Source organism: Cobetia sp. 4B (genome assembly GCF_018831605.1).
GTDB lineage: Bacteria > Pseudomonadota > Gammaproteobacteria > Pseudomonadales > Halomonadaceae > Cobetia > Cobetia amphilecti.
Genome location: NZ_CP059843.1, coordinates 1,034,383 through 1,060,897 on the forward strand (window position 1 = coordinate 1,034,383; position 26,515 = coordinate 1,060,897).

The 26,515-nt window shown below is 64.9% G+C and carries 24 protein-coding genes; 22 read left to right on the forward strand and 2 right to left on the reverse strand.

Annotation, left to right across the window (positions count from 1 at the left end; translation table 11 throughout):
* The first annotated feature begins 24 nt into the window (after positions 1 to 24).
* From H2O77_RS04395 to murB, 4 genes are read left to right on the forward strand one after another with little or no spacing between them, the layout of a single operon-like run.
* Entirely contained in the window at positions 25 to 219 is a 195-nt protein-coding gene (locus tag H2O77_RS04395) for a Trm112 family protein (protein ID WP_215823988.1), read from the forward strand.
* Positions 219 to 1,058: a 3-deoxy-manno-octulosonate cytidylyltransferase gene (kdsB, locus tag H2O77_RS04400; protein WP_215823989.1), complete on the forward strand. Its 840-nt coding sequence runs from the start codon at positions 219 to 221 to the stop codon at positions 1,056 to 1,058. Before H2O77_RS04395 ends, kdsB begins: the two co-directional genes overlap by 1 nt.
* Complete coding sequence (locus H2O77_RS04405) at positions 1,058 to 1,615, forward strand: low molecular weight protein-tyrosine-phosphatase (protein ID WP_215823990.1); 558 nt, start codon at positions 1,058 to 1,060, stop codon at positions 1,613 to 1,615. The genes kdsB and H2O77_RS04405 overlap by 1 nt, the downstream gene beginning before the upstream one ends.
* Positions 1,612 to 2,691 carry a UDP-N-acetylmuramate dehydrogenase gene (gene murB / locus H2O77_RS04410; protein ID WP_215823991.1) on the forward strand — a complete coding sequence of 360 codons (1,080 nt, stop codon included), beginning with the start codon at positions 1,612 to 1,614 and terminating at the stop codon, positions 2,689 to 2,691. Before H2O77_RS04405 ends, murB begins: the two co-directional genes overlap by 4 nt.
* Positions 2,692 to 2,969: 278 nt before the next feature.
* Here the strand turns inward: murB and rne are convergent, their stop codons facing one another.
* On the reverse strand, positions 2,970 to 7,157 hold the full coding sequence (gene rne / locus H2O77_RS04415) for a ribonuclease E (protein WP_240548711.1): 4,188 nt from the start codon (positions 7,155 to 7,157) through the stop codon (positions 2,970 to 2,972).
* 1,036 nt (positions 7,158 to 8,193) lie between these two features.
* Between rne and H2O77_RS04420 the strand changes: the two genes are divergently transcribed.
* From H2O77_RS04420 to H2O77_RS04430, 3 genes are read left to right on the forward strand one after another with little or no spacing between them, the layout of a single operon-like run.
* On the forward strand, positions 8,194 to 9,153 hold the full coding sequence (locus tag H2O77_RS04420) for an RluA family pseudouridine synthase (protein ID WP_054555007.1): 960 nt from the start codon (positions 8,194 to 8,196) through the stop codon (positions 9,151 to 9,153).
* Positions 9,146 to 9,832, forward strand: a complete 687-nt coding sequence (locus H2O77_RS04425) for an HAD-IA family hydrolase (protein ID WP_215823992.1) — start codon at positions 9,146 to 9,148, stop codon at positions 9,830 to 9,832. The genes H2O77_RS04420 and H2O77_RS04425 overlap by 8 nt, the downstream gene beginning before the upstream one ends.
* Positions 9,833 to 9,866: 34 nt before the next feature.
* Entirely contained in the window at positions 9,867 to 10,955 is a 1,089-nt protein-coding gene (locus H2O77_RS04430; protein ID WP_215823993.1) for a S49 family peptidase, read from the forward strand.
* Between the two features lie 63 nt (positions 10,956 to 11,018).
* On the opposite strand, the gene H2O77_RS04435 is transcribed toward H2O77_RS04430, so the two are convergent.
* The gene (locus tag H2O77_RS04435; RefSeq protein ID WP_215823994.1) at positions 11,019 to 11,615 is read right to left on the reverse strand and encodes a nucleoside triphosphate pyrophosphatase; all 597 of its coding nucleotides are present in this window, start codon (positions 11,613 to 11,615) and stop codon (positions 11,019 to 11,021) included.
* A gap of 213 nt (positions 11,616 to 11,828) precedes the next feature.
* On the opposite strand from H2O77_RS04435, the gene H2O77_RS04440 reads away from it, so the two are divergent.
* The 15 genes from H2O77_RS04440 (at position 11,829) to H2O77_RS04510 (ending at position 26,500) form a co-directional block, all read left to right on the forward strand.
* A complete protein-coding gene (locus H2O77_RS04440; RefSeq protein ID WP_346428200.1) occupies positions 11,829 to 12,404 on the forward strand; it encodes a YceD family protein in 576 nt (191 codons plus the stop codon).
* A gap of 33 nt (positions 12,405 to 12,437) precedes the next feature.
* Positions 12,438 to 12,608, forward strand: coding sequence for a 50S ribosomal protein L32 (gene rpmF, locus H2O77_RS04445; protein WP_065392644.1), 171 nt, complete (start codon positions 12,438 to 12,440; stop codon positions 12,606 to 12,608).
* A 29-nt stretch (positions 12,609 to 12,637) separates the two neighbouring features.
* The gene (gene plsX, locus H2O77_RS04450) at positions 12,638 to 13,660 is read left to right on the forward strand and encodes a phosphate acyltransferase PlsX (protein WP_082388113.1); all 1,023 of its coding nucleotides are present in this window, start codon (positions 12,638 to 12,640) and stop codon (positions 13,658 to 13,660) included.
* A 287-nt stretch (positions 13,661 to 13,947) separates the two neighbouring features.
* Entirely contained in the window at positions 13,948 to 14,910 is a 963-nt protein-coding gene (fabD, locus tag H2O77_RS04455) for an ACP S-malonyltransferase (protein ID WP_043331894.1), read from the forward strand.
* Between the two features lie 60 nt (positions 14,911 to 14,970).
* On the forward strand, positions 14,971 to 15,714 hold the full coding sequence (fabG, locus tag H2O77_RS04460) for a 3-oxoacyl-ACP reductase FabG (RefSeq protein WP_043331893.1): 744 nt from the start codon (positions 14,971 to 14,973) through the stop codon (positions 15,712 to 15,714).
* Between the two features lie 100 nt (positions 15,715 to 15,814).
* Positions 15,815 to 16,048, forward strand: a complete 234-nt coding sequence (acpP, locus tag H2O77_RS04465) for an acyl carrier protein (RefSeq protein ID WP_024950601.1) — start codon at positions 15,815 to 15,817, stop codon at positions 16,046 to 16,048.
* Positions 16,049 to 16,387: 339 nt separating this feature from the next.
* Positions 16,388 to 17,632, forward strand: coding sequence for a beta-ketoacyl-ACP synthase II (gene fabF / locus H2O77_RS04470; RefSeq protein ID WP_043331892.1), 1,245 nt, complete (start codon positions 16,388 to 16,390; stop codon positions 17,630 to 17,632).
* 119 nt (positions 17,633 to 17,751) lie between these two features.
* Positions 17,752 to 18,642: an aminodeoxychorismate lyase gene (gene pabC, locus H2O77_RS04475; RefSeq protein ID WP_215823995.1), complete on the forward strand. Its 891-nt coding sequence runs from the start codon at positions 17,752 to 17,754 to the stop codon at positions 18,640 to 18,642.
* Between the two features lie 72 nt (positions 18,643 to 18,714).
* Positions 18,715 to 19,716 (forward strand): endolytic transglycosylase MltG, encoded by a 1,002-nt coding sequence (gene mltG / locus H2O77_RS04480; protein WP_199852376.1) that lies wholly within the window; start codon positions 18,715 to 18,717, stop codon positions 19,714 to 19,716.
* A gap of 99 nt (positions 19,717 to 19,815) precedes the next feature.
* Entirely contained in the window at positions 19,816 to 20,565 is a 750-nt protein-coding gene (gene tmk, locus H2O77_RS04485; RefSeq protein ID WP_213113336.1) for a dTMP kinase, read from the forward strand.
* On the forward strand, positions 20,562 to 21,587 hold the full coding sequence (locus H2O77_RS04490; protein ID WP_054555003.1) for a DNA polymerase III subunit delta': 1,026 nt from the start codon (positions 20,562 to 20,564) through the stop codon (positions 21,585 to 21,587). Before tmk ends, H2O77_RS04490 begins: the two co-directional genes overlap by 4 nt.
* A 277-nt stretch (positions 21,588 to 21,864) precedes the next feature.
* Positions 21,865 to 22,215 carry a PilZ domain-containing protein gene (locus H2O77_RS04495; protein ID WP_215823996.1) on the forward strand — a complete coding sequence of 117 codons (351 nt, stop codon included), beginning with the start codon at positions 21,865 to 21,867 and terminating at the stop codon, positions 22,213 to 22,215.
* Positions 22,216 to 22,325: 110 nt separating this feature from the next.
* Positions 22,326 to 23,159 (forward strand): TatD family hydrolase, encoded by an 834-nt coding sequence (locus H2O77_RS04500; RefSeq protein ID WP_213113335.1) that lies wholly within the window; start codon positions 22,326 to 22,328, stop codon positions 23,157 to 23,159.
* 42 nt (positions 23,160 to 23,201) lie between these two features.
* Positions 23,202 to 23,846, forward strand: a complete 645-nt coding sequence (locus H2O77_RS04505) for a DUF1285 domain-containing protein (protein ID WP_215823997.1) — start codon at positions 23,202 to 23,204, stop codon at positions 23,844 to 23,846.
* A gap of 116 nt (positions 23,847 to 23,962) precedes the next feature.
* Complete coding sequence (locus H2O77_RS04510; protein WP_240548712.1) at positions 23,963 to 26,500, forward strand: ATP-dependent helicase; 2,538 nt, start codon at positions 23,963 to 23,965, stop codon at positions 26,498 to 26,500.
* Positions 26,501 to 26,515: the final 15 nt, after the last annotated feature.

Genomic DNA, 26,515 nt, shown 5'->3' on the forward strand with positions numbered 1-26,515 from the left:
TGCTGTTATTCCGGAGATGTCTCGATGGACAAGGAACTGCTCGCGCTACTGGTTTGCCCGCTGTGTCAGGCCAAGCTGACCTATGATGCGGCGAACGCCGAGCTCAAGTGCTTCTACGATGGCCTCGCCTATCCGGTACGCGACGGCATTCCCGTCATGCTGGAAGAAGAAGCGCGCCAGATGGATGCCGACGAGAAGCTCAAGGGGGGCCGCGGCTGATGAGTGACCTTCTGCAGCAGGGGCAGGCAGACGACAGCCGTTCAAAGGGCGAGTCCGGCTTCGTGGTCGTGATTCCGGCGCGCTTCAACTCCTCACGCCTGCCGGGCAAGCCCCTGGCGGACATTCATGGCCAGCCGATGATCGAGCACGTCTGGCGCAACGCCTGCGCCAGTCAGGCCAGCCGGGTCGTGATCGCCACCGATGACGAGCGCATCCGTGAGGCCTGTGAAGGCTTCGGGGCCGAGGTGGTGATGACGCGTGCCGATCACCCCAGCGGGACGGACCGCCTTGCCGAGGTGGTCACGCTGCTGGCGCTGGCCCCCGAGACCCTGGTGGTCAACGTCCAGGGCGATGAGCCGTTGCTGCCGGCGGCGCTGATCGATCAGGTGGCGGTACGCCTCGAGGAAGACGAGGGTGCCTCGATCGCCACGCTGGCGGAGTCGATCGCCAGTGTCGACAGCCTGTTCAATCCTAATGTGGTCAAGGTGGTGCGTGACCTGCGTGGGCGTGCCCTGTACTTCTCGCGTGCGCCTATCCCGTGGGACCGCGAGCACTTCACCACGCCGCCGGACATGCTGGCCACCGATTCCTGGCTGCGCCATATCGGCCTCTACGCCTATCGTGCCAGCTTCCTGACCGATTACGTCGACTGGCTACCGGCCCCGCTGGAGCAGCTCGAACAGCTCGAACAGCTGCGCGCGTTGCATCATGGTCATGCCATCCAGGTGGCCATTGCCTGCACGGCGCATCCGGCCGGTGTCGATACGCCTGAGGATCTCGAGCGCGTGCGCGACTGGCTGGCGCAAGCAGCGGCAGGCAGCGAGAGCGGAGAGGCCTGATGAGCGAGCTTCTTGAGCAACTGGCCCAGCGTCAGGCGCCATTGGAGCGCATCCTGATGGTGTGCCTGGGCAATATCTGCCGCTCACCGAGTGCCGAAGGCGTGTTGCGTGCGGCGTTGACGCGCCATGGTCTGGATCAGGTCGTCACGGTGGACAGCTGCGGCACCAGTGACTGGCATGTCGGCGGTCAGCCTGATTCGCGGGCCATCGCGCATGCGGCGAAGCGCGGGCACGACATCAGCACGCTGCGTGCCCGTCAGTTGTGCGAGCAGGACTTCCACGACTTCGATCTGATTCTGGTGATGGACGACGCCAATCTTGCCGATACCCGTGCCGTGGCTGCACGCAGCAACAGTGGTGATCAGGCGCTGATCGGTCGCCTGCTGGACCTGCTGCCGACCCCGCTGCCCGCGCTGGCAGCGGGCAGTCGTGAGGTGCCGGACCCCTACACCGGGGGCCCCGATGCCTTCGAGCGTGTGCTGGATCTGATCGATGTGGCCTGCGAGGCGCTCATTGCGGCACTGCCTGCGGCGACCACGGCGCGGGCGCGCTCATGACACAGGTCTCCAGTGATCAGAACGCTGGCGACACCTCGCAACGTGAGGGGGTGGCGCTGGATGGCTGCAATACGCTGGGCTTCTCGGCGCGTGCCCGCGCCCTGAGTGAGCCACACACCGTCGAGGCGGCCAAGGCGCAGGTGCTGGCCTCCCGGCAGGCTGGAGAGCGTCTGGTGGTGATCGGCGGCGGCAGCAATCTGGTATTGCTGCCGTGGCTGGATGCCCATGTCATGCGCCCAGCCTTTGATGAGGTCACCATCACGCCGGCAGAAGACGGCCTGACAGCCACGGTCTCCGTAGAGGCCGGCAAGCGCTGGCATGCCCTGGTGATGGAGCTGGCCGCCGCCGGCTGGTGGGGCTATGAAAATCTGGCGCTGATTCCCGGGTGCTGCGGTGCGGCGCCTATCCAGAATATCGGCGCCTATGGCGTCGAGCTGGCAGACCATCTGCTGCGCCTGGAAGTCATGTCGCTGGAAGATGGCAGCTGCCGCTGGATGAATCGCGAGGAATGCGGCTTCGGTTATCGCGACAGCATCTTCAAGGGCGCGCTTGAGCATCGCGTGCTGATCACGCGTCTGGAGTTGCAGGTATCGCGCCAGGCGTCGCCCCGGCTCGGTTATGGTGATCTCGCCCAGCGCGTCAGCGCGGCGCTGCCGCAATGGGAGGAGGTGACGCCGTTGCAGGTCGCCCAGGCGGTGATTGCCACGCGCAGTGAGAAGTTGCCCGACCCCGCGCAACTCGGCAATGCCGGCAGTTTCTTCAAGAATCCACAGCTTCCCCAGGCTGAGGCCCAGGCGCTGCTGACCCGCTTCCCGAGCTTGCCGCATTACCCGCAGGCCGATGGCAGCATCAAGCTGGCAGCAGGCTGGCTGATCGATCAATGTGGTCTCAAGGGCGCGCGCAGAGGCCATGTCGGCGTGCATGCTCAGCAGGCGCTGGTGCTGGTGCACTTCGGCGAGGGTGCCGTCACGGAGCTGCTGGCACTGGCGCAGGAGGTGCGTGAGGCCGTCCACACCCGCTTCGGGGTCTGGCTCGAGCAGGAGCCGCGGGAGCTGGGGATGATGCCTGAAGGGTGAGGCACGAGGGCTGAGGCCCAGAGTCGTGCACATGAGACCTGCGCTGAAGTGAAGGCACGCACACAAGGCGCTGAAAATAGCATGCACTGAAAACAAGAACGCCCCGCAGGCAAGCCTGCGGGGCGTTCTTGTTTTCATCTGACTTGCTGCTCAACGGGAGCGGCTGGCATAGACCTTCGCATAGACCCTGTCTTGCTGCCTTTCTGGCGCCCCCTTCAGCGCTGGTGGCTGAAAGGGGCGGCAGAGCGACGGCAGGGGCAGGGCGCCAGCCTCAGGACTCAGTGAGACGTGTTGCTGTCATCCTGAGCGGTCGTGTCCTGAGTCTCTGCGCTGGCCTGTTGTGCAGCAGCACGTTCGGCAGCTTCACGCTCACGACGACGCACTTCGCGCGGATCGTTGTAGGCGCGTTCGCCACGGCGACGGCGGGTCTCGGTGGCTGGCTGCGTGCTGTCCTGCTGCGCGCCTTCTGCCACTGTCGTCTCGTCTTGCTCGCTCGGCGCCTGCTTGTGCTCGCTGTCAGCGACTTCCCCTGTGTGGGAGTCGTCGCTCACGGCTTGCGCCACGGCGACATTGTCGTGACGCTCGGCAGTCGCGAACGCTGTCTCGGCCGGCGCATTCTCGACGCTGGCGCTGACGTTGACGGCGCTTTCGGCACCTTCAGCAGTAGCATCAGAGCCTTCAGCATTTGCAGAGCCTTCAGCAGAATCAGTGCCCTCAGTTGATTGAGAGCCTTCCGCAGCTTCAGCGACAGTATCTGCGGTGCGCTCAGTGCTGACGGCAGGCTCAATCTCAGTGCTGGCCACTTCAGTAGTACTAGCGCTTTGCGTCACCTTCGCCTCGCTGGTCTCAGTCTGCTGAGGAGCCTCTTCGTGCGCGGCCTCCTGTACAGGCTGTTCAGCGGCAGGGTCTTCCACGGCAGGTTCTTCCGCCACAGGCTGCGCAGGCTGGCTGGCAGTGTCTGCTTCAGCGGCGACCGCTTCCTCTGCTTCAGCGACAGGTGCCTGAGCTTCGGTCTGCTCGGCAGCTTGCGCGTCAGCGCCGTTTTCGCCGGCAGTAACTTCACCTTGCGGCGCTTCAGACACAGCGGCTTCGCTGGTCACGCTTTCCTTCAGCGACTGCTCATCGGCCGCGGCTTCCGGCGCGACTTCTGCAGCGGTGACGGCCGGCGTGTCGACGGCGTCGTCAGCTGCGCTGCTGGCCTGCGGCTGGTGCACGCTTGGCTGCTGGACGGCGTGCTGCTCAGTGCGCTGGGCGGCGTGTTGCTCAGTCTTCTGCGCCTGGTGAACGCCAGTGACAGGCGCTTCGGACGCCTCTTCGACAGGTGCTTCGACGACCGGCTCGGGCACTTCCGCTGTCGCTGGCTCAGACTCAGACGCTTGCGCATCGGATGGCGCTGACTCAGGGGCTACCGTCTCTTTCAGCGCCTCGTTGCTCGGCTCGCTGACTTCCGGTGCAACGGCTGCCGTGAGGTCTGCGCTGGCAGACTGCTTGGCGCTGGCCGGCGCGTCCTGTGCCGCGGTGCTGTTTTCACCCTGCGGAGCACTGGTTTCAGCCTGCGGAGCGCTGTCGTCGCCTTGCGGGGTAGCGGTGGTGGCGCTGATGGCTTCGGCACCTTCCTCGGCAATGGCCGGCACCGCAGCGGCGGCTGCCGGAGCAGCGGCGGCCTGCGGGCCTGCCAGCGTCATGGCCTTGAGCGACTTCTGCTCTTCGACCGCCTGCGGGTTCAGAGCATGCTGACGGCTGCGCACACGCGGGTTGTTGCGGGTCTGCTGGTCTTCGCTGCTGACCTGCTGTTCCACCTGCTCGGCCTGTTCGGCCGCCTTGATGGACTCGCGTGCCTGCTTGCTGTCGACCTGCTCGGCCTTGTCAGTCTTGGCCGGCTTTTCACCACGGGCCGGCTTGTCGCTGCGCTTGCCGGAATCGCGCTTGCTGGCGTTGTCGGCCTTGGCGTTCTGGCTGTCGCTGCTCCTGGCTTCGGCTTTCGGGCTGTTGTCAGCCTGCGGCGTCTGCTCCGGTTCGGCCTGCGGCTTGCTGTCGTTGGTGACGATTTCCTGCTGGCTGTCCTGACGCGACTCGTTGGACTTGCGACGGTTGCCACGGTCGTTGCGCTGACGGCGCTTGTTGTTGCTGCGGCCATCGTTCTGGCTGCTGCTGTCAGCGTCGTTGCCACGGGAATCGTTGCCGCTGTTGCGTGACTCGCCATCGTTGTTGCGTGACGCGTTGTCATTGCGACGACGGGAGTCCTTGCGGTTGTCATCACGCTCATTGCCACGGCCGTCGTTGCTGCGGTCGTTGTTGCGGTCGTTGCTACGTTCAGCGTTGCGGCCATTGCGGGAGTCGTTGCGAGCCGCTGCCGGAGCGCTGGCTTCACTGACGGTCTCGCGACGCTCGCGGGCCTTTTCCAGTGCCTTGCGGGCTTCGCTGGACTTGGCCGGCACGGCGGTGTCGCTGTCATTGCCCAGCAGGCGGCTGAAGCCTCGGGCCAAGCGCGACAGCAGGCCGCCACCGGCGGCCGGAGCGGCAGTCCTGGCGGGAGTCTGGGCTGAAGGCTGCGCCACGACTTCCTGCTTGCTGGCCTGAGCGCGGGTGTCATTGCCCTGGCTCGAACGGTTGCCCTGACGGTTGTCATTGCGCGAGCTCTGACGGCTGTCGTTGCGGCCTTCGCTGCGAGTGTCATTACGAGACTCGTTGCGCGACTCCTGGCGGTTGCGACCGTTGCTGCTGCCGTTGCCGTTGCGACGACGATTGCCGTTGTTCTTGCCGTTGCCGTTGCGGCTATCGCTGTCATTGCTGCTGTCAGCGCTCTCTGCCACGGCGGCGGGCGCTGCGGCAGGCGCTTCCGGTGCGGCAACCGGGGCAGGCGTGGTGTGGGACACGCTCTTGACGGCCGCTTCAGTGCGCGCCGGCGGCTTGTCGAAGTTCGGATCCGGTTCCTTGCCGACTTCGGTCTCGACGGACAGCTCGAAGCTGGACTTGTCGGCACCGTCTTCATCGACGTGGTCGTCACGCAGACGCACGACTTCGTAGTGCGGCGTGTCGAGCTCCGGGTTCGGCAGCAGCACGACATTCACGCCCTGACGACGTTCGATGTCGAACAGCGTGGCGCGCTTCTCGTTGAGCAGGTAGGTCGCGACCGGCACCGGCAGGATGGCGCGGATCTGCGAGCTGCGCTCCTTCATGGCCTCTTCTTCGATCAGACGCATGATGGAGAGCGCCATGGAGCGCACGTCACGGATGGTGCCCTGGCCGTCACAACGCGGGCAGACCACGCCGCTGGTCTCGCCCAGTGAGGGGCGCAGACGCTGACGCGACATTTCCATCAGGCCGAAGCGTGAGATGCGACCGATCTGGACACGAGCGCGGTCGATCTTGAGCGCGTCGCGCACACGATTCTCGACTTCACGCTGGTTGCGTGCCGGCGTCATATCGATGAAATCGATCACCACCAGGCCGCCGATGTCGCGCAGACGCAGCTGGCGGGCGATCTCGTCGGAGGCCTCCAGGTTGGTCTGCAGCGCGGTTTCCTCGATATCACTGCCGCGAGTGGCGCGAGCGGAGTTGATGTCGATGGAGACGAGGGCTTCGGTGTGGTCGATGACGATGGCGCCACCGGAGGGCAGCTTCACTTCACGCTGGTAGGCGGTCTCGATCTGGGATTCGATCTGGAAGCGCGAGAACAGCGGCACGTCGTCTTCGTAGAGCTTGATCTTCTGCTGGTAGCTCGGCATCACCTGACGCACGAAGGACAGCGCTTCTTCCTGGACTTCCGGAGAGTCGATCAGCACCTCACCGATGTCATTGCGCAGGTAGTCGCGCATGGCACGGATGATGACGTTGGATTCACGGTAGATCAGGAAGGGGGCAGGGCGGCTGGAGGCGGCCTTGGTCACCGCGTCCCACACCTGGGCCAGGTAGTCGAGGTCCCACTGCAGCTCTTCGGCGCTCTTGCCGATGCCGGCGGTGCGCACGATGACGCCCATCTTGTCCGGCAGGGTCAGGCTGTTCATCGCTTCTTTCAGCTGAGCGCGCTCTTCGCCCTCGATGCGGCGGGAGATACCACCGGCACGCGGGTTGTTGGGCATCAGCACGAGGAAGCGGCCGGCCAGACTGATGAAGGTGGTCAGGGCGGCGCCCTTGTTGCCACGTTCTTCCTTGTCGACCTGGACGATGACTTCCTGGCCTTCCTTGAGCACTTCACGAATGTTGGGACGGCCCTGGCCGGGGTCCTTGGAGAAGTACTCGCGGGAGATTTCCTTGAGCGGCAGGAAGCCGTGGCGTTCGGCGCCGAAGTCGACGAAGCAGGCTTCGAGGCTGGGCTCGATGCGGGTGATCTTGCCGCGGTAGATATTGGCTTTCTTCTGTTCGCGGGCGCCGGACTCGATGTCGAGATCGTAAAGGCGTTGTCCGTCGACCAGTGCGACGCGCAGCTCTTCTGGCTGGGTCGCGTTGATGAGCATCCGTTTCATGTCGTCTCGCTAGACTGGGCGTGCCGAAGGGCAGCCGCATTGTGCGTCGGCGACGAGGAACCGTTTTCCGCTTCGTGTTGTGCTCAGCGCATGTCGTGGAATGCGTTTTTCGCATGCAGGCAAGTCCGTGGACGGGCCACATGCGGCATGATCATGTTGAGTACTTGGAAGAGGCAGGACGTGTTGCGGGGATTTGTACTCCTCCGGCCCTGCGGTCTCTTCCCTAACACCTGGCATTTGCCGATTCATCGACGCCGGCCTTCGGCACGGATATCGAATGATTGCCCGGGCTTCATGCCCGAGCGGTCTTGTGTCGTTGGCCCATGAATGACTGGGCGTCTTGCTGTCTTGCCTGCGCAGGCGGCTTTCGGGCTCCCGCGACATCATCTCGTGGAGTCTGCAACGAAGGCTCGAAGGGCGATTGCGCTGCGGCGCGCGGCGTCATGCGTTCCGCGCCCGCTGATATCGTCATCAGGTCCTGTGAGACCTGAGCGACATCGATGTTTTGCGTCAGCTGTTGGTCTGGCCAATGGCCGCGAATGACTGTCCTTGGGGCGGCCTTCGCTGCCTGTGATTGACAGGTGCGATGCGCGGGACAGCACGCTACCGACAGAGTAGATGACAACAGGGTGCTTGCGTGACCTGCACGGTGCTGATGTCGGTGCGCGTTGCTTCATTGCGGGCCATCTGACCCTCTCCGCCGGCGTGAAGCACCTTGTTGAAGTGCCGGGTGCGCCGTTTTTCCGGCCGCTGTGACAGGGCTGCGGAGACGATGATCGGGCATATAGAGAAGGCCCATCTCACTGCGCTCGAATATACCAGTAAAGGTATGTACCAGCAATTCAGCTGCCAGATCAAACGCTTCGCTACATCGCCCGAGATACGAGGCCCGGCGAGCCGCGAATGAGAGCGGCATATGGCACGATGATTCCCCATTGGTCGCATGACACCGTAGAATGACCGGTCTGAGTGCGCCCAGGCGCACGGCAACAAGATGAGCAGGCCGCGCGAAGGCGGGGCCGGAAAGGAGTGCGACATGGCCGAAGGCCAATCAGTCCAGTGGATCGAGGTTGCCCCGGAATTGGCCGGGCAGCGCATCGACAACTTTCTGCGTACCCGCCTCAAGGGCGCACCCAAGGCGTTGATCTATCGCATCGTGCGCAAGGGTGAAGTGCGCGTGAACAAGAAGCGCATCAAGGTCGATTACCGCCTGCAGGCGGGTGATCTGGTGCGGGTGCCGCCGCTGCGCCTCTCGCCGGAAGCCGCCGTGCAGGAAGTCAGTGACAACCTGCGCGAGGTACTGGCGGGCTGCATCGTGCGCGAGACGGATGACTTCATGGTCATCAACAAGCCCTCGGGGCTTGCCGTGCACGGCGGCAGCGGCGTCAAGATCGGCCTGATCGAGGCCATGCGCCAGATTCGCGCCGACCTGCCGTTCCTGGAGCTGGTGCATCGCCTGGACCGTGATACCTCCGGCTGCATTCTGCTGGCCAAGTCGCGGGCTGCGCTGTTGCAGCTCAACGCCGACCTCAAGGCCCACAAGATGACCAAGCTGTATCTGGCGCTGGTCGAGGGGCGCTGGGATTCACGTCGCGATTACGTCAATGCGCCGCTGGAGCGCTATGACGGTGGCAATGGCGAGCGTCGGGTGCGCGTCGATGAGGCCGGCAAGACGGCCAGCACCCGCTACGCGGTGCGTGAGGCCTATCCGAGCATGACGCTGGTCGAGGCCGAGCCGATTACCGGGCGTACTCACCAGATTCGCGTGCACTCGGTGCATGCCGGGCACCCGCTGCTCGGCGATACCAAGTACGGCACCGAGCGCGGCAATGCCCTAGCGAAGAAGGTCGGGCTGGAACGCCTGTTCCTGCATGCCGCCCAACTCAGCTTTCCTGATCCGATCGACGGGCGAACCGTCACCGTGCGCGCGCCGCTGGACAAGCGGATGAAGCGCGTTCTCGCCACTGCCAGAGAGCTGGGAGCTCGTCATGACTGATCTCGCTGCAGGACTGCCGCAACCGCGCTATCGCCTGGTCATCTTCGACTGGGATGGCACCCTGATGGATTCCGAGGCGCGTATCGTCGACTGCCTGCAGGCGGCCTCGCTGGCGACGGGCATGGGCGAGCTGCCTGCCCATGCGGCGCGCGACATCATCGGGCTCGGGCTGCCTGAAGCCATGGAGCGCCTGTTCCCGGGGGCGACGGCCGAGCAGTGCGAGGCGCTGGTCGCGGCCTACAAGGCGCATTTCGTGGCGGTCGATACCACGCCGCTGGACTTCTTCCCCGGTGTCGAGGCCGGCATCCAGCGTCTGCGTCGCCATCCCGACCAGCTGCTGGCCGTCGCGACGGGCAAGAGCCGGCGCGGGCTGGACCGCATGTTCATGGCCCATGACTGCGGTGACTGGTTCCATGCCTCGCGCACCGCGGACCTGACGCTGTCCAAGCCGCACCCTCGCATGCTCGAGGAATTGCTGGCCGAGCTGAACGTTGAGGCGCATGAGGCGCTGATGGTCGGCGATACCGAATATGATCTGGAAATGGCGCGTGCCCTTGGCATGCACAGTGTCGGTGTCGACTACGGCGTACACAGTGTGCCGCGCCTTGAGGCCTGTGCGCCGCAGCGCATCGTCTCGCATTTCGATGAATTGATGGATTGGCTGTACGTGGCCAGGTAACGGCCGCGATCGCCCAGCACAGGAGCAGCAATCGATGAGTGACAGGCCGCAGGATCCCTGGCGTGAAAGCGTGGGTGGCAAGGACGAGAGCGAAGCGGGCTTGAGCGGGCCGGGCATGAGTGGACAGGGCGCAGCGGCTGCCTCCGAGCGAGAGGTGGACTGGCAGGCGCGCGAGCGCACCGCGCAGCTCGAGATGATGGACCGCTGGGTGCAGGGCGTGGTCACCGAGCAGCGTCGTTCGCGGCGCTGGAAGCTGTTCTTCCGCTTCCTGTTCGCCTTGCTGTTCATCGCCTCGATCGCGACCTCGGTGACTCTGTTCACGCTCGGCAGCCAGCCAGCGGCGCTGCCCGGCGAGCAGCATCTGGGCGTGGTGCGCGTGAAGGGCGTGATCGAAGCGGATGGCGAAGCCAATGCCGAGCGCATCATCAAGGGGCTGCGTGCGGCCTGGGAGTCACCGGCCTCCGTGGCGGTGGTGCTCGATATCAACTCGCCCGGTGGCAGCCCGGTGCAGTCCCAGCGCGTCTATGACGAGCTGATGCGGCTGCGTGAGCGGGGCGACAAGCCGGTGATCGCGGTGATCGAAGACCTGGGCGCCAGTGGTGCCTATTACATGGCGGCCGGCGCCGGCGAGATCATCGCGGCACCCTCGAGCCTGGTGGGCTCCATCGGCGTGATTTCCTCAAGCTTCGGGCTCAAGGGGCCGATGGAAAAGCTGGATATCGAGCGTCGCGTGTTCACGGCGGGAGACAACAAGGCGTTTCTTGATCCGTTCTCGGAAATCTCGCCGGACCAGCGTGCCTTCTGGCAGAGCGTGCTGGCCACGACGCACCAGCAGTTCATCGCGGCGGTCAAGGCCGGGCGCGGTGAGCGCCTCAAGGACGATCCCGAGCTGTTCTCGGGGCTGATCTGGACCGGCGAGCAGGCCCGGGGGTTGGGGCTGGTCGATCGGACCGGTACGCTGGAAGAGCTGGCGGCGGAGCTGACGCCAGAGGCAGAGCTGCACGATTACACGCCGCGTCAGGACCCCTTCGAGCGCTTCACGCGGCGCTTCGCCGGTGTGATGGCCAGTGCGATGGGGCTCGAGACGACGGTGTCGCCGGTCAGCTACCGTCTGCCCTGGTAGGCGAGCCAGGGCCGCAGCCCTCGTCGCTCAGAGCTGCGGTGTCGCTCAGGGGCGCGGTGCCATTCAGGAGCGCGGCGCATCCAGCAGAGGGTCGACGCCTGCCTCGCGCAGCAGTTCGCACAGGCGAATCAGCGGCAGGCCGATCAGGCTGTTGGGGTCACGCCCTTCGAGACGCTCGAAGAGCGTGATGCCCAGCCCTTCCATGCGGAAGCTGCCGGCGCTGTCGAGGGGGCGTTCGCGCTCGACGTAGCGTTCGATCTCTGCGCTGGTCAGGGAGCGGAAGACGACCTCGTAGTCTTCATGACAGACCCAGTGACGCGCGGACCGGGTGTCGATCAGCGCCAGGCCGGTCACGAAGCGCACGCGACGTCCGGAGAAGCGCGCCAGCTGGGCGCGTGCGGCTGGCAGATTCGCCGGCTTGCCCAGTATCTCGCCCTCGAAGACGGCGACCTGATCGCTGCCGATGATCAGGTGGTGGGAGTAGGCATCCGCCACGGCGTTGGCCTTGCCGAGTGCCAGACGATGGACCAGTGTCTCGGCACTTTCTGCGCGCCGCGGCGTCTCATCGATACTGGGGGCTGTCCAGGTGAAGGGCAGCCCGAGGCGTTCAAGCAGTTCACGACGCCAGCGTGAGCTGGACGCCAGGACCAGTGGAGTCATCATGGCTCTCCCGTCGGGGCGCGTTGCGGGCATTGGCTGGGCGGCGCGCGGCAAGTAATTGAAAAACAAGGGCTGCAGGATGCCGTAAATCCTCTCGGCATTGAAGCGTCAGGCGCGTACAATCGCGCGCTGGACGTGTAGCCCAGTGTCAGTTGCCGCATATCGACGTGAAAGCGTGATGGTGAGGGGGCTGGCAAAAGCAACAAGTTGCTCATGCATTTTGACACCGGGAGGGGGAATCCCTATTATGGCGCGCCTATGTTGACCACAAGACTGCCGACCAAGGTCGAGCCCTACCGGCTGGCGTCAGCGGGTAAACGCCTTGAAGGCGTGATTCCACTGGCGAACATGCCCCGTGTTGTTGAGGCCATCGGTGCTCAGGAAGGGGACGTCAGCGTCTCCATGACCTTTGACATCGACACTCAACGTCGCAGCTTCATCGAAGGCTCCATCGCCTTCGAGGCAAGTCTGCTATGTCAGCGTTGTCTGGGACCCACCGAGCCGGAGCCGCTTTCCAGCGAGTTCCTGTTGGGTCTGGTGACCAGCGATGCGCTGGCGGCGCAGCTGCCCGGTGAGTACGAGCCGGTAGTGGTGGAAAACGAACAGCTGGATCTCCTGACAGTGATCGAGGATGAAGTGCTCCTGGTCCTGCCGCAGGTGGTCTACCACGAGGAGGCCGATTGTGCCGTCTCTCGCGACCAGCTGGCCAGCGGTGTGGAACCCGAGGCCTCGGACGCACCCGCTGTGAATCCATTCAGTGTGCTTCGCACCCTGAAGGACAAGCACTGAACTCAATTTGTCGACAAGATTGGAGTAATCCCCATGGCAGTTCAGCAGAACCGCAAAACTCGTTCCAAGCGTGGCATGCGTCGTAGCCACGATGCCCTGACTGCACCGACCCTGTCCCAGGACAAGGAAACCGGTACAGTTCACCTGCGTCACCACGTCTCTGCCGACGGTTTCTACCGTGGCCGCAAAGTCGTTGATGCATAAGGCATTGATGCAGCGCGCGGCGTAACGCCGTGCGTATCGCCATCGATACGATGGGCGGGGACTTCGGTCCCCGCGCTACGTTACGGGGCACGGCCAGTGCGCTGTTGCGAGACTCGCAACTCAGCGCCATCCTGGTCGGCCCGCAGCATCTACTGGATGCCGAGTTAGACTCCCTCCCTGCTTCACTCTCCCGTGTTCGTGATCGCCTTCAGACACTCGCTGTCGACGGCATTGTCGCGTCTGATGCTCGCCCGTCCCGCGTTCTGCGTAGCCGCGAGCCCAGCAGCATGTCACAGGCCCTGGGCCTGGTGGCGAAGGGCCAGGCGGATGCCTGTGTCAGTGCCGGCAATACCGGCGCCTTGATGGCGCTGGGCATGCGCGAAGTGGGAAGAGTGAAAGGGGTGGAGCGACCTGCTATCTGTGCCGCGGTGCCCACGCGCGGCGCGCGCGCCTGCAGCCTGCTGGATCTCGGCGCCAACGTCGATGTCGCACCGCACCATCTGCTGGCGTTCGCCCGCATGGGCGCGATGCGCAGCCGCCTCATCGACGCGGTCGAGCGTCCACGAGTGGGGCTGCTCAACGTGGGGGTCGAGTCGGTCAAGGGGACTGCGCAGGTGCAGGAAGCGCACGCCCTGCTGGCTGGCAGCGAGTCGGATTTCGACTACCTTGGCTTTGTTGAGGGCGGTGACCTCTTCTCCGGCAAGGTAGATGTGGTGGTCTGTGACGGCTTCGTCGGCAATGTCGTGCTCAAGAGCAGTGAAGGGCTGGCGCAGATGCTGTCGGCACAGCTGGGGGCGACCCTGGCAGCCAGCTGGCGCACGCGCCTGATGGCCTGGCTGGCGCGCCCGGCGCTGACACGACTCTCGCGTGAACTGGACCCGGTGCGCTACAACGGCGCCAGCCTGCTGGGCCTGGCGAGCGTGGTGGTGAAGAGCCACGGCGGCGCGGCGGCGGAAGGCTTTGCCTTTGCCGTCACGCGGGCGGCCAGCGAGGCTCGCGAGCAGTTGCCCTCGCGCCTGGCGCAGGCCCTGGAAGGCACATACTCACGCTGAATGAGTAAATTGGTCTGATTTGTTCCTGTTGGGGTCGAGCTTCGGCGCACACGGTGCGACAATGCCAGCGCTTCGCGGCCGGGCGGTGAAGGCGGACGGGAATCAGGGGCAGGTAGCTCCTACAGGAAGCCCCCGCAGGACAGCAGCATGACGTAAATGACAGGAAGCAGGCTTTCCCCTGGCAGAAGCGTGAGACACGACAGTGGTCGTCTCGCTTGCGAGCCAGTGGAAATCGGGTTTCTTGACCCGTGTCAGTCCCACCTGAACAGATGGAAATGGTGACAGCAATGACAGATTCCCTGGCCCTCATCTTCCCGGGACAGGGCTCCCAGCAGGTCGGCATGCTGCGGGAGCTGGCGGAGCGCTATAGCGTGGTCCGCACTACCTTCGAGGAAGCCTCTGACGCGCTGGGGCGCGATCTCTGGCACCTGACACAGGAAGGCCCGGCGGAGGAGCTCAATCGTACCGAGCTGACCCAGCCGGCGCTTCTGACCGCCAGTGTCGCCATCTGGCGCGTCTGGCAGGAGCTGGAAGGCCCGCGCCCGGCGCGCATGGCCGGTCACTCCCTGGGTGAATACAGCGCCATGGTCTGCGCTGGCGTGATCGGTTTCGCCGAGGGCGTCAAGCTGGTCAATCTGCGCGGCGAAGCCATGCAGACTGCCGTGCCGCAGGGCCAGGGCGCGATGGCGGCCATTCTCGGTCTCGAGAATGCCCAGGTCGAAGCCGCCTGTGCCAGTGCGGCACAGGGTGAAGTGGTCGCGGCAGTCAACTACAATGCGCCGGGACAGGTCGTCATCGCCGGTGGCACCGCTGCCGTCGAGCGTGCCATCGCGGCATGTCAGGAAGCGGGTGCCAAGCGCGCCATGCCGCTGCCGGTGTCGGTGCCGTCGCATTGTGACCTGATGCGTCCGGCGGCCGACAAGCTGGCCGAGGCGATGAATGCCATCGATTTCCGTGCGCCGCGCTATACCGTCATCCAGAATGTCGATGCCAAGGCGCATGACGATGTCGAGACACTGCGTCAGCGTCTGATCGAGCAGCTCTATCAGCCGGTGCGCTGGACCGACTGCGTCAATGCCATGTTCGACAGTGGCGCGCGCAGCTTCATCGAATGCGGCCCGGGCAAGGTGTTGACCGGCCTTGGCAAGCGCATTCAGCGTCAGGCACGTGGCCTGGCCGTGAATGATCCGGATAGCCTGGAAGCGGCGCTGGAACTTGCCCGCGAGACCGCTGCCGAACAGAATCAGTAAGCTCGTGGCTGGCCCATCTGGCCGGCCATGTGACTTGGATCAGCCAACTCAGGACTCAAGATGACGAGCGAACGCAGAATCGCACTGGTGACCGGTGCCAGTCGTGGCATCGGCCAAGCCATCTCCCGTGAACTCGGCCGTCAGGGCCGTATCGTGATCGGTACTGCCACCAGCGAGAAAGGGGCAGCGGCCATCGGCGCTGACCTCGAGGCGCACGGTATCGAAGGCGCGGGCATGCTGCTCAACGTCACCGATCAGGCCAGCGTCGACGCCGTGCTCAAGGAAATCGGCGAGCGTTTCGGCGCCCCGACCATCCTGGTCAACAATGCCGGTATCACGCGTGACAACCTGTTGATGCGCTTGAAGGAAGACGATTGGGACGCGGTGCTCGACACCAATCTCAAGTCGGTCTTCCGTGTCAGCAAGAGCTGCCTGCGCGGCATGACCAAGGCGCGCTTCGGCCGCATCGTCAACATCTCGTCCGTGGTCGCGACCATGGGCAACCTCGGTCAGGTCAACTATGCTGCCGCCAAGGCAGGCATGGAAGGCTTTGCCCGCTCGCTGGCGCGCGAAGTCGCGTCACGCAATATTACCGTCAACTCAGTGGCGCCGGGCTTCATTGCCACTGACATGACTGAAGCATTGCCGGAAGCGCAGCACGAAGCGTTGCTCGGCAACATCCCGCTGGCGCGCCTTGGCCAGCCGGAAGAGATTGCTGCGGCAGTCGGCTTCCTGACCAGTGATGCAGCAGGCTACATTACCGGTGAGACGTTGCAGGTGAACGGTGGCATGAACATGCGCTGAACCCCACGCAGGGACGTGGTTGCGTCCTTTTGGGGTGGCCTATAAACTACGCCCAGCTTTTTCGAGCTGCGGATTCCGTACCACTAGGAGTGATTGTTAAATGAGCACCATTGAAGAACGCGTCAAGAAGGTTGTGGCTGAGCGCCTGAACGCCAAAGAAGAAGAAATCCAGAACTCTTCCTCTTTCACTGAAGACCTGGGCGCCGATTCCCTGGACACCGTCGAGCTGGTGATGGCTCTTGAAGAGGAATTCGATACTGAAATTCCTGACGAAGAAGCAGAGAAGATCACCACCGTGCAGGAAGCTATCGATTACATCGTCAACCACCAGTAAGGTGTGTTGAAGCGATCACGGAGCAACCTGTTGCTCATGGTCGTGATGCAATTGTCTGTACGTTCAAGAGCCGCACTGTTCCTCAGTGCGGCTCTTGTCGTTCAGGGATGTGCTGCGCAATGCCGCGCCGACAGGGCGCGTATTGCATGGTGGTAGGCGGCGGGCTTCGTGACAAATGACCCCTTGTGGCAAGTGTCGGAATTCCTTCGTGAAAGTGGCCAGAAAAGCGCTTGAAAACCGACTGCCCACGCATGGCCAGGTTTCTGTATAATGCGCTCAATTACCGTCCGGGCGTCCATGGCCCTGGCGTGCCAATTCGATAGTTTTGGAGGAGACACGATGCCTCGCAGAAGGGTAGTGGTAACAGGTCTTGGCCTGGTAACCCCGGTCGGGAATACCGTCGAGGAAAGCTGGAGCAACATCAAGGCGGGCAAGAGTGGCATCGCGGCCATCGAGCATTTCGATGTCAGCGGTTTCAATACCCGTTTCGGTGGCTCCATCAAGGACTTCGATGTGGGTCAGTACCTGAACCCGAAAGAGGCCCGCAAGATGGACCTCTTCATCCAATACGGTATCGCGGCGGCCCACCAGGCCATCACCGACTCCGGCATTGAATGCACCGAAGACAACGCCGAGCGCATCGGTGTCGCCATCGGTTCCGGTATCGGCGGCCTGCCGATGATCGAGCACAACCACAAGGCGCTGGAGAAGGGCGGTGCACGTCGCATCTCGCCGTTCTTCGTGCCGGGCTCCATCATCAACATGATCTCCGGCAATCTGGCGATCCAGTTCGGTTATCGTGGTCCGAACATCGCGATCACCACCGCCTGTACCACCGGGACGCACAACATCGGTTACAGCGCACGTACCATCGCCTATGGCGATGCCGACGTGATGGTGGCCGGTGGCGCCGAGATGGCGACCACGCCGCTGGGTCTGGGTGGCTTCTCCGCAGCGCGTGCGCTGTCGACCCGCAACGATGATCCGCAGGCGGCCAGCCGTCCGTGGGACCGCGACCGCGATGGCTTCGTGCTGTCCGACGGCGCCGGTGTCGTCGTGCTGGAAGAGTACGAGCACGCCAAGGCGCGTGGCGCGACCATCTACGCCGAGGTGCTCGGGTTCGGCATGTCCGACGACGCTCACCACATGACGGCGCCGCCCGAAGACGGCCGTGGTGCGGCCGCCGCGATGCGCAACGCCATCCGTGACGCCAAGCTCGAACCGAGCCAGATCGACTACATCAATGCCCACGGCACCTCCACCAATGCCGGCGACAAGGCGGAAAGCCTCGCCGTCGAGTCGGTGCTGGGTGATGCGGCACGTGATGTGGCGGTCAGCTCCACCAAGTCGATGATCGGTCACCTGCTGGGCGCTGCCGGCGCGGTCGAGGCCGTGTTCTGCGTGCTGGCGATGCGTGACCAGATCGCGCCGCCGACCATCAACCTGGACAACCCGGCCGAGGGCTGCAATCTCGATTACGTGCCGAACGTCGCACGTGACATGAAGATCGAGTACACCCTGTCCAACTCGTTCGGCTTCGGTGGCACCAACGGCTCGCTGGTGTTCGGCAAGCTCAAGGACTGATCACACGCTTTCGTGTTCTCTCTCCTCAGACGCGCTCCCATCCGGGGGCGCGTTTGTCTGTGGGGCGTCACCTGCTTTTGCGTGTCGTGCCCGCAACCGTTCTCTGGAGGGCTGTATCGATGACGACTGATGCCTCTGGCAGCAAGAGCTCAGATGACCGGGCCTCTGATGAAAGGAGCGCTTGTGACAAGCGCTCTCTTGAGGCGCTCGCCGCCGATCTGCCCAGTGATGACCGTGGCCTTGCCTATGGCGAGGGCGTGTTCGAGACGATTCTGGTGCGTGAGGGCCAGCCGCAGCTGTGGTCCTGGCACGAGGCGCGCCTGACGCGCGGTTGTCAGCGGCTGGGGATTGCAGCGCCTTCGTCAGCTGAGTTGGCGGGCTGTCTGGCGGTCTGCCAGGGCGAGGGGCTTGAAGTGCTCAAGCTGATCGTCACCGGCGGCTCCGGCGGGCGGGGCTACAGGGCGCCTGAGTCACCGGAGACGCGCTTGCGGGCACGCGCGACGCCTTTTGCGGTCAATCAGCAGGCGCGGCGTGGCATCACGGCGCGGGTCTGCGAGCTGCGTGTGGCCGAGCAACCGGCACTGGCGGGGCTCAAGCACCTCAATCGGCTCGAGAACGTGCTGGCGCGCCGCGAGTGGAGCGACACGGCCATCAGCGAGGGCCTGTTGCTCAATGCGCAGGGTGAGCTGATCGAGGCCACCAGCATGAATCTGGCCTGGTATCGTGACGGGCGCTGGTTCACGCCGTGTCTTGATCGTGCCGGGGTCGAGGGTACGCTGCTGGCGGCGCTTGAGGTCGAGATGGTGTTCGAGCGAGTGCGTGAGGGGCTTGAGTCACTCGCGTGGGCCGAGCAGGTCGTCGTCATGAATTCCGTGCAGGGCGTCTGGCCGCTGCGCACCCTGCTCAAGCCCGATGGCGCGATTCTGGCTGAGTGGAAGGATGAGGCGCATCCGGCGCTGGACGAGTTGAATCACACTGTCGCGCGCTTGCTGGGCGAGCCCGCGAACTGACGGAAGACGACGAGCGTCAGCAGGCATGCCTGTGCGGTCGTCGCCTTCGCCATGAAGACTGGAAACCTGATTATGCGAGTGTTCAAGATCCTCCTGATGCTGGTAGTGCTGGCCGTGGCTGCGGGTGTGGTGGGCTTCCGTTATTGGCAGGCGCAGTTGCTGTCACCGTTGGCGATCGAGAAGGAACAGCTGTTCGAGGTGCCCAAGGGCGCCAGCCTGACCAGGGTCGTGAGCGAGCTCGAGTCACAGGGCATCATCGAGGCGAGCTGGCCGTACAAGGTGTGGTCGCGCCTCGAGCCTGAGGCCGTCAATGGCCTGCGCGCCGGTGAATTCCGTCTCACGCCGGGCTTGAACGGTCGTGAACTGGTGGCGCTGCTGTCCAGTGACGATGTGGTCAGCTATACCTTGACCGTGCCGGAGGGCTGGACCTTCGCCCAGATGCGCACTGCCATGGATGCCTCACCCAAGCTTGAGCACACGACTCGCGACATGAGCGACGAGGAGCTGATGGCGGCTGTCGGTGCCGAGGGCGAGAAGCCGGAAGGGCGCTTCTTCCCGGATACCTACCGCTATCACAAGGGCGTCAGCGACCTCTCGCTCTACAAGCAGGCCTATAGCCGCATGAGCAAGACGCTGGAGGAAGTCTGGGCCGGGCGAGACGACGACCTGCCGATCACCAGCGCCTACGAGGCGCTGATCATGGCGTCACTGATCGAGCGCGAGACCGGCGCGCCGGAAGAGCGCGACGAGATCGCCGGCGTCTTCAAGCGTCGCATGGAGCGTGGCATGCGCTTGCAGACCGACCCGACCGTCATCTATGGCCTGGGCAAGGACTATGATGGTTCGCTGTCGCGTGCCGATCTGCGCAAGCCGACGCCCTGGAATACCTACGTGATCACCGGCCTGCCGCCGACGCCGATCGCGATGCCCGGGCGCGCCGCGCTGGAAGCGGCGGTGCATCCCAAGGAAGGCGATACCTACTACTTCGTCGCCAAGGGTGAGGGCAAGCATCACTTCTCGCGCACGCTGCGCGAGCACAACAATGCCGTGCGCCGTTATATTCTCAATCGGTAATGCGTGGCGAATGAGCTGAAACCCGTGTGGCGAACAGGGTCTGCCATGCTGCACGGGGCTTTCGTCGCGAGTCATCTGCTGTCTGAATCAGGAAACATCATGTCTTCACGTCCGAGCGCATCAAGCACGACGTCTTCTCGCCACGCCGCCAGCGCGGCGGCCACCCAGGCTTCGCCCGCTGGTCGCTTCATCACGCTGGAAGGCGGTGAAGGCGTCGGCAAGAGCACCAATGTCGCCTTCGTGGTCGCCGAGCTCGAGGCGCATGGCCTCGAGGTCGTGCGCACGCGTGAGCCGGGTGGCAGCGAGCGAGCGGAAGCCATTCGCCAGTTGCTGCTGGACCCGGCGCCGGCCGAGTCGCTGAGTGATGATGCCGAACTGCTGTTGATGTTCGCCGCGCGTGCCCAGCATCTGGCCGCGACCATTCGCCCGGCGTTGGCGCGCGGTGCCTGGGTGGTGTGCGATCGATTCACCGACGCGACCTTTGCCTACCAGGGCGGTGGCCGCAACCTGCCGCTGGCCGATATCTCGGCGCTGGAATCCCTGGTGCAGAAAGGCTTGCAGCCGGACCTGACCCTGCTGCTGGACATGCCGGTCGAGGCGGCGCGTGGCCGTCTGGCCGCTCGCCGCGCCGAGACCGGTGAAGGCGCCGACCGCATCGAGCAGGAAGCCGAGCAGTTCTTCGAGGCGGTGCGTGTCGGCTATCACATGCGTCGTGATGCCGACCCCGAGCGCTTTGCCACCATCGATGCCGGTCAGTCGCTCGAGGCCGTGCAGGCCGATATCGCGGCGGTACTGGCGGCTCGCGTGGCGGCCTGGCAGGCGAACACTGCCACGGATGAGCAGCCATGAGTGCTTCAGACGTCAGCAGTGGTGTCACGCTTTCGAGCTTCTCACCGCTGCCGTGGCAGCATTCGCTGTGGCAACACTTCACCGCGGTACACGACAACGGTCGCCTGCCGCATGCGGTGATGCTCAGCGGGCCATCGGGGCTTGGCAAGCATGAGCTGGCCGATGCGATGATCGCCCGCGTGCTGTGTCGCACCGCCCAGGGCAAGCCCGGCGCGGCGGCCTGTGGTGAATGTCATGGCTGTCATATGCTGGCGGCCGGGCATCACCCTGATCTGATGGCGGTCGCGCCGCAGGATGTCGGCAAGATGATCCGCATCGACCCGATCCGTGAGGTCAATCGCTTCGTCTCCCAGACGGCCCAGCAGGGCGGCTACCGCGTCATCCGGCTGCAACCGGCGGAGTCGATGAACATCGCCTCGGCCAACGCCTTGCTCAAGAGCCTCGAGGAGCCCGGTGCCAATACGCTGTTCATTCTGCTCAGCGACATGCCGTCACGGGTGCTGCCGACCATCCGCTCGCGCTGTCAGCAATGGCCGTTGGTGATTCCGCCGGCCGAAGAGAGCCTACCGTGGCTCACGCAGCAGCTGGGCGAGGATGCTCAGGCCCTGCTGCGCATGGCGGGCGGTCTGCCGCAGCTGGCGGTGCGTCTTGGCGAGGCGGAGCAGCGTCAGCTGCGTCAGGCCTTGCGCGAGCTGTTCGATGCGCTGGTGCGCGGTGGCGAGCCGGTGGCCGAGGCGTGGCGACTGGAGCGCCAACCGCTGGCGCAGGTGCTGTGGTACGGTATTGCCTGGCTGGAAGACCTGATTCGCATGGGCCTGTCCGGCAACGCCAGCGACCTGCGTGACCCCAGTCTTGAGCCGCTGCTGAGACAGGCGGTCAAGAACGGTCGCACCCAGGACTGGTTCAAGCTTCTGGATTTCGCCCGCGAGCAGCGTCGTCTGCTGGCCGCGGGCGGCAACCCCAACCCACAGCTGGTGCTGGAAGCCTGGCTGGTGCGTTGGGCCGCCTTGCTGCGCTCCTGAGTGCGCAGCTGTCTTTTTCTGGCGTGAAGGCCCGAGTGAAGGTCTGAGCGAAGAGCTGAGGGTATGGCTGAGCGATGCCCGCGTGGAAAGCCACGAGGCTGCGCGAGGCAAGGCGGGCAGGCTAGACTGAAGCCAGCCAGGCCGCTTGCTCGCCTTGCGTCAGATAACAGCAGGCAATGGCCGAAGAATACGCATTGATACGCAGCGTGAGCCCTCATGTGAGCGCTGACGCTCGTCACGGGACTGCATGTGCCGGGAGACCGGCCGGAGGTGAAGGATGGATACCGCTCCACAGCAAGGCCAGAAGGCGCTCTCGCTGACCATTCGTGATCAGAAGACCCTGTTGGCCGCCTACATGTCGACCCTCGTGCGCGGCGGCATCTTCGTGCCGACCACCGAGCGCTACACCATGGGCCAGGAAGTCTATCTGCTGCTGACCCTGCCTGAGGAAACCGAGCGCATTCCGGTCACCGGGCGCGTGGTATGGATTTCCCCGCAGGGCGTCAGTGGCCGGCGCACTGCCGGGATCGGCATCCACTTCAGTGAAGAGGACCGCCAGGTGCGTGACCATATCGAGAACCACCTGGCCGGTATGCTCGGCAAGGGTCACGCGACCTATACGCTGTAGCGCGAGCGCAGCGTCGTTTCATCATCTCGACCGGCAGTGCCATGAGCGCCCGCCGGTCGAGCACGTTTTTCGCCGCGCAGCGCGTGGCCATCAGTAGTGAGAGTTTCCGGATGTTTGTCGATTCGCATTGCCACCTTGATCGTCTGAAACTGGAAGAGCACGGCGGCAGCCTCGAGGCCGTACTGGACGCCGCGCGCGCCCGTCACGTGCACCAGTTTCTCGCCATTGCCGTCACGCTCGACGATGTTCCCGAGATCTCGGCCATCGCCCAGCAGCATGAGGATGTGGTGATTTCCGCCGGTGTGCATCCGCTGCATCAGGTCGACCCGGAACCCACGGTCGAGGACATCAAGAAGTGCGCCGAGCGCTTCGGCGCGGTGGCCATCGGCGAGACCGGCCTCGATTATCACTACGAGAGCGTCAGCCGCGAGCTGCAGTACGAGCGCTTCACGCGCCACCTGATCGCCGCGCGTGAGCTCGAGCTGCCGGTGATCATCCACACCCGTGAGGCGCGGGAAGACACCCTGGCGCTGATCAAGCAGCACACGGACCCCGCTGTCGGTGGCGTGCTGCACTGCTTCACCGAAGATCTCGACATGGCGCGCGTCGCGGTGGGCCACGGCTTCATGGTCTCCATCTCCGGTATCGTCACCTTCCGCAACGCCGAACACGTCCGCGAGCTGGCGCGTGCCATCCCGTTGGACCGCCTGCTGATCGAGACCGACAGCCCCTATCTGGCGCCGGTGCCGTACCGTGGCACCTCCAATGTGCCGGGCAATGTGGTCGAGGTCGCCGAATGCATCGCCGCCGAGCGCGGCATCACCGTCGATGAGCTGGCGATGCAGACCACTGCCAACTTCTATCGCCTGTTCCGTGCCGCTGCGCCGGAAGCGCCGGACAACGTTCGCGAAGCGCTGGCCAGCAGCGGTATGCTCATCGATTGAGCGTGTTACCCCGCATGATCTGACCACCAGGGAGGGAACGTCATGAATCCAGCCGCCATCCTCACCCAGCTGGGCGACAAGGCCACCAGCGGCAAGACATTGCCGCCGGTGGATCAATGGCACCCGGCGCATTGTGGCGAAATGGACCTCGTCATCTGCGCCGACGGGCGCTGGATGCACGAGGGCACGCCCATCGGCCGTGCGCGACTGGTGCACATGCTGTCGCGTGTCCTGCGCCGCGAGCCCGATGGCAGCTACTGCCTGGTCACGCCGGCGGAAAAGGTCACCATCCAGGTCGAGGACCGCCCCTTCCTGGCGGTGGACTGCTCCCGCATCGAGAGCGATTCTGCGCCGACTGAGCTTGGAGAGGCCGAGCCCGGACAGACGGAGCCCGGACAGACAGAGCCTCGGCCGGACGTCTGGCAGCTGGTCACCGATCAGGGCGATGTCGTGCGACTGGAAGGGGAGACCTGCCTGACGCTGAGCGAGACGCCGGACGGCCTGTGGCTACCGGAAGTGCCGGTGCGCTTCGGCCTTGCCGCGCGCCTGCACCGCAATCTCTACTATCGGCTGCTCGAGAGCGCCGAGACGCATGAGCAGGAAGACGGCAGCCTGACACTCGGCTTCATGAGCGGCGGGCGCTTCCAGATTCTGGGACAGCTGGCGGCCGATGAGGTCGAGGTCTGAACCTGTCTGAGCTTGTCTGAACTTGTTTGAACTTGCCGCCTTCTGCTCTCTCTTCCGTATGCCCCTCGCGTTCTGCTTCGCTCCTTTTCTCTCGCCGTCAGCCATTGCAGGTCTTCATGTCGTCACCACTTCCTCCCATCGAGCCCGACAGCACCGCAACCTCCGGGCCAGACGTTGCAGCATCGCCACTGGCGCTGGCCGTCGATCAGCTGACGCAACGGCTGACGGATCAGCAGCGCGCCGTGGTGGCGCATCGTGGGAGGCATGCGCGGGTAGCGGCGGTGGCGGGCTCCGGCAAGACCACCACGCTGGTGGCGCGGGTGCTGAGCCTGCTGGCGGAAGGCATTCCGGCGCAGCGGATTCTGGTGCTGATGTTCAACCGCTCGGCGCGCGAGGACTTCGTCGCCAAGCTGGCGCAGTCGGCCCCGCCGGGCGCACGGCTGCCCGACATTCGCACCTTCCACTCCATCGGCCATCGCCTGACCACCACCCTGGTGCGCTGGGGCAGCCTCGAGCCGCGTGAACTCATCCAGCAGGACTGGGCGTTGGAACGTCTGCTCAAGCAGGCCGCCCAGCGTGCGCTGGGCGATGCCGATCGCGCCGATCGTGAGGCAGCGCTCGAGGGCGAGCGTCTCGAAGCGCTCGCCCAGTTCTGTGATCTGGTCAAGGCCGAGATGTGCGAGCCGACGCTGCTGTATGAGCGCATGAACCTCGGCGAGCACACCGGCCACTTCGTCGAGTCCTTCGCACAGCTCGAGCAGCTGCTCGAGCAGTACGGCCAGATGACCTATGCCGATCTGCTCTACCGGCCGCTGCGTCAGCTGGAGAAGGAGCCCGAGACCCGCGCGCGCATCCAGGGGCATCTGCAGCACGTCATCATCGATGAGTATCAGGACATCAATGAGGCGCAGCAGCGCATGCTGGCGCTGCTGGCGGGTGCGCCATCCGGCGGCGAGGCGTCGCCCGGCGAAGCTGCCTCGCCCGCAGCCTCCAGCGCCATGGCAGAAGTCATGGCCGTGGGAGATGCCAACCAGTGCATCTACGAGTGGCGTGGCGCGCGGCCTGACTACATGCTGACGCGCTTTGCCGAGAGCTTTGCCGCGCCACTGGATTTCCCGCTCAGCTACACCTTCCGCCATGGCCATCGTCTGGCGCTGGCGGCCAATCACGCCATCGCCGCCAATGCGCGCCGTCCGGACCAGCTGTGTCTGGCTGCGCCCGGCACGCCGGCGACGCGTTTGTTCGAAGGCCAGGGCGCCGCCAGTCTGGTCGCGGCGCTCACGGCCTGGCGAGAGTCGGGTCGCAGTGGCGCCGAGGCCGCCGTGCTGGTGCGCAGCTGGGCGCTGTCGGTACCGGTGCAGTTGCAGCTGCTCAAGGCCGGCATTCCCTTCCGGCTGGGGCAGGGGGATCGCTTCGTGTTCCGCCTGCCGCTGGTGCAGGCGCTGGCGGGCTATCTGGAGCTGGCGCGTGATGCCACGCGTCTGCGCGACCCGGCGCACCTGCTGCTGCTGTTCACTCAGCCCACCGCCTTCGTCGCGCGCGAACGCCTCGAGCGCCTGTGTCAGCAGCTGGCCGACAGCCAGCGCTGGCCACGCAAGGAAGACCCTATCCTCGAGGGGCTCAAGCCGCTGCAACGCCGCAACCTGCACAAGCGCTGGAAGCTGTTGTGTGATCTGCCCTCGCTGGGCGATTGGGCGCCTGCGCGGCTGCTGCGCCATGTGGTCGATGAGCTGGAGGCCGACAAGGTGCTGCGCCGCGCCGCGGCCCGGCGTGACAAGGGCGAGGAGGATGTGCGCCTGCTGGATGTGCTGATCGAGCAGGCAGGGGAGCTGGCCAATGATCCCGACGCCTTCATCAATCTGCTGCGCAATCCGGTCGAGGACGCCGCCGACGGCGTGCTGATCACCACGGTGCACGGGGCCAAGGGGCTGGAGTGGCCGCTGGTGGGGCTGTGGGGCATGAACGAGGAAGACTTCCCGGCCTACTCGCGTGACAACCCGCTGTCACCGGAGCGTCTCGAGGAGGAGCGACGCCTGTGCTATGTCGGCGTGACACGTGCCCGCGAGCAGCTGCACCTGTGGCGTGACGGCGGCACGCATACGCCAAGCCGCTTCCTCGCGGAGCTGTGCGTGGAGGACTGCACCCGCCTCGGTGACTGGATTCACGGTGCCGGCAAGCGCGCCAAGCTCGCCCGTCTGCAGGCCGAGGACGGCGATGAGGGCGCCCGCGAGTCAGCGGACGGAAGTGACGAGCGCCTGCGTGTGGCGGCGCCGGCACTTGGCGAGGCCTATCTGGCGCGGCTGCCTCTGGCGCGTCACGGCATCACGCCGCCGACGCTGGAAGCGCTGCCGAAGAAGGTCGCCAAGTCCTCGGGCAAGCCGGCCAGCAAGTCGGCTGCGCAAGGCCAGTCCAGCTCGGGCGGTACCTATGCTCGTGGCGCTCGACAGGGCAATCGCACTCCACGCGGCGAGCCGGCCGTGCTGCGACGCGTCGGTGATTGGGAGGTCGGTCAGCGCTTGCGTCACGAGAGCTTCGGGGAGGGGGTGATCGAAGAGGTCTCCGGCAATGAGGCCAATCCGCTGATCGAGGTGCGCTTCGCCGATGGCACCAAGCGCCGCCTGATCGCCACGCGTGCCCCGCTGACAGCCTTGTGACCCTTGTGACAACGG

Excerpts from the sequence above, each read along its gene's own strand:
- H2O77_RS04395 (WP_215823988.1), top strand. The coding sequence starts at position 25 with ATGGACAAGGAACTGCTCGCGCTACTGGTTTGCCCGCTGTGTCAGGCC.
- kdsB (WP_215823989.1), top strand. The coding sequence starts at position 219 with ATGAGTGACCTTCTGCAGCAGGGGCAGGCAGACGACAGCCGTTCAAAG.
- H2O77_RS04405 (WP_215823990.1), top strand. The coding sequence starts at position 1,058 with ATGAGCGAGCTTCTTGAGCAACTGGCCCAGCGTCAGGCGCCATTGGAG.
- murB (WP_215823991.1), top strand. The coding sequence starts at position 1,612 with ATGACACAGGTCTCCAGTGATCAGAACGCTGGCGACACCTCGCAACGT.
- rne (WP_240548711.1), bottom strand. The coding sequence starts at position 7,157 with ATGAAACGGATGCTCATCAACGCGACCCAGCCAGAAGAGCTGCGCGTC.
- H2O77_RS04420 (WP_054555007.1), top strand. The coding sequence starts at position 8,194 with ATGGCCGAAGGCCAATCAGTCCAGTGGATCGAGGTTGCCCCGGAATTG.
- H2O77_RS04425 (WP_215823992.1), top strand. The coding sequence starts at position 9,146 with ATGACTGATCTCGCTGCAGGACTGCCGCAACCGCGCTATCGCCTGGTC.
- H2O77_RS04430 (WP_215823993.1), top strand. The coding sequence starts at position 9,867 with ATGAGTGACAGGCCGCAGGATCCCTGGCGTGAAAGCGTGGGTGGCAAG.
- H2O77_RS04435 (WP_215823994.1), bottom strand. The coding sequence starts at position 11,615 with ATGACTCCACTGGTCCTGGCGTCCAGCTCACGCTGGCGTCGTGAACTG.
- H2O77_RS04440 (WP_346428200.1), top strand. The coding sequence starts at position 11,829 with ATGCATTTTGACACCGGGAGGGGGAATCCCTATTATGGCGCGCCTATG.
- rpmF (WP_065392644.1), top strand. The coding sequence starts at position 12,438 with ATGGCAGTTCAGCAGAACCGCAAAACTCGTTCCAAGCGTGGCATGCGT.
- fabD (WP_043331894.1), top strand. The coding sequence starts at position 13,948 with ATGACAGATTCCCTGGCCCTCATCTTCCCGGGACAGGGCTCCCAGCAG.
- fabG (WP_043331893.1), top strand. The coding sequence starts at position 14,971 with ATGACGAGCGAACGCAGAATCGCACTGGTGACCGGTGCCAGTCGTGGC.
- acpP (WP_024950601.1), top strand. The coding sequence starts at position 15,815 with ATGAGCACCATTGAAGAACGCGTCAAGAAGGTTGTGGCTGAGCGCCTG.
- fabF (WP_043331892.1), top strand. The coding sequence starts at position 16,388 with ATGCCTCGCAGAAGGGTAGTGGTAACAGGTCTTGGCCTGGTAACCCCG.
- pabC (WP_215823995.1), top strand. The coding sequence starts at position 17,752 with ATGACGACTGATGCCTCTGGCAGCAAGAGCTCAGATGACCGGGCCTCT.
- mltG (WP_199852376.1), top strand. The coding sequence starts at position 18,715 with ATGCGAGTGTTCAAGATCCTCCTGATGCTGGTAGTGCTGGCCGTGGCT.
- tmk (WP_213113336.1), top strand. The coding sequence starts at position 19,816 with ATGTCTTCACGTCCGAGCGCATCAAGCACGACGTCTTCTCGCCACGCC.
- H2O77_RS04490 (WP_054555003.1), top strand. The coding sequence starts at position 20,562 with ATGAGTGCTTCAGACGTCAGCAGTGGTGTCACGCTTTCGAGCTTCTCA.
- H2O77_RS04495 (WP_215823996.1), top strand. The coding sequence starts at position 21,865 with ATGGATACCGCTCCACAGCAAGGCCAGAAGGCGCTCTCGCTGACCATT.
- H2O77_RS04500 (WP_213113335.1), top strand. The coding sequence starts at position 22,326 with ATGTTTGTCGATTCGCATTGCCACCTTGATCGTCTGAAACTGGAAGAG.
- H2O77_RS04505 (WP_215823997.1), top strand. The coding sequence starts at position 23,202 with ATGAATCCAGCCGCCATCCTCACCCAGCTGGGCGACAAGGCCACCAGC.
- H2O77_RS04510 (WP_240548712.1), top strand. The coding sequence starts at position 23,963 with ATGTCGTCACCACTTCCTCCCATCGAGCCCGACAGCACCGCAACCTCC.